Source organism: Thermococcus sp. 21S7, from assembly GCF_012027615.1.
GTDB lineage: Archaea > Methanobacteriota_B > Thermococci > Thermococcales > Thermococcaceae > Thermococcus.
In genome coordinates this window covers 1-398 of sequence record NZ_SNUT01000026.1, presented here as the reverse complement: position 1 = coordinate 398, position 398 = coordinate 1, and the positions used below count along the sequence as shown (strand labels likewise).

The window sequence follows — 398 nt, the reverse complement described above, 5'->3', positions numbered from 1 at the left end:
CCCACTTGGAGAGCAGGTAATCAACGCGCTTTCGCTCGGCGTCGTCATCGTACGAAACAACGACGAAGTACTTCATACGTCATCACTACCCTGGTTCTCTCAAACGTTAAGATTTGGCGTCGTTGCCTATTTAAAGTTTTCTCCATTTTGGAGAAAAAGAAGAATGGGCGACTTTGGTGAAACTGAGGCTGAGTAAAAAAGGATTGAGGAATCAAGGCCTCCTCCTGAGAAGAAGAGGCACTATGGCAAGTCCGACTATCAAACCAGGACCGCAGATACTCGAACCTGTACTGCTTGAGCTCTCGGTTTTGTTCGTGTTTGGGGCGGTGGAAGTCGGCGTTGGCGAGATTTCCTCGGGCTTCTTGCCCTCAACCATCAGAGCCCTCCACTCCTTGAGA

At 49.7% G+C, this 398-nt stretch carries 2 protein-coding genes; one reads left to right on the top strand and one right to left on the bottom strand.

All coding sequences use genetic code 11. The annotated features are described in order from the left end of the window. Nucleotides 1-196, top strand: a 196-nt coding sequence (locus tag E3E51_RS13060) for a hypothetical protein (RefSeq protein ID WP_206204588.1), incomplete at its 5' end; no start/stop codon positions are given. A 15-nt stretch (nucleotides 197-211) separates the two neighbouring features. On the opposite strand, the gene E3E51_RS12955 is transcribed toward E3E51_RS13060, so the two are convergent. Next, nucleotides 212-398: CGP-CTERM sorting domain-containing protein (locus E3E51_RS12955; RefSeq protein WP_167913523.1), on the bottom strand; the 187-nt coding region annotated here is incomplete at its 5' end.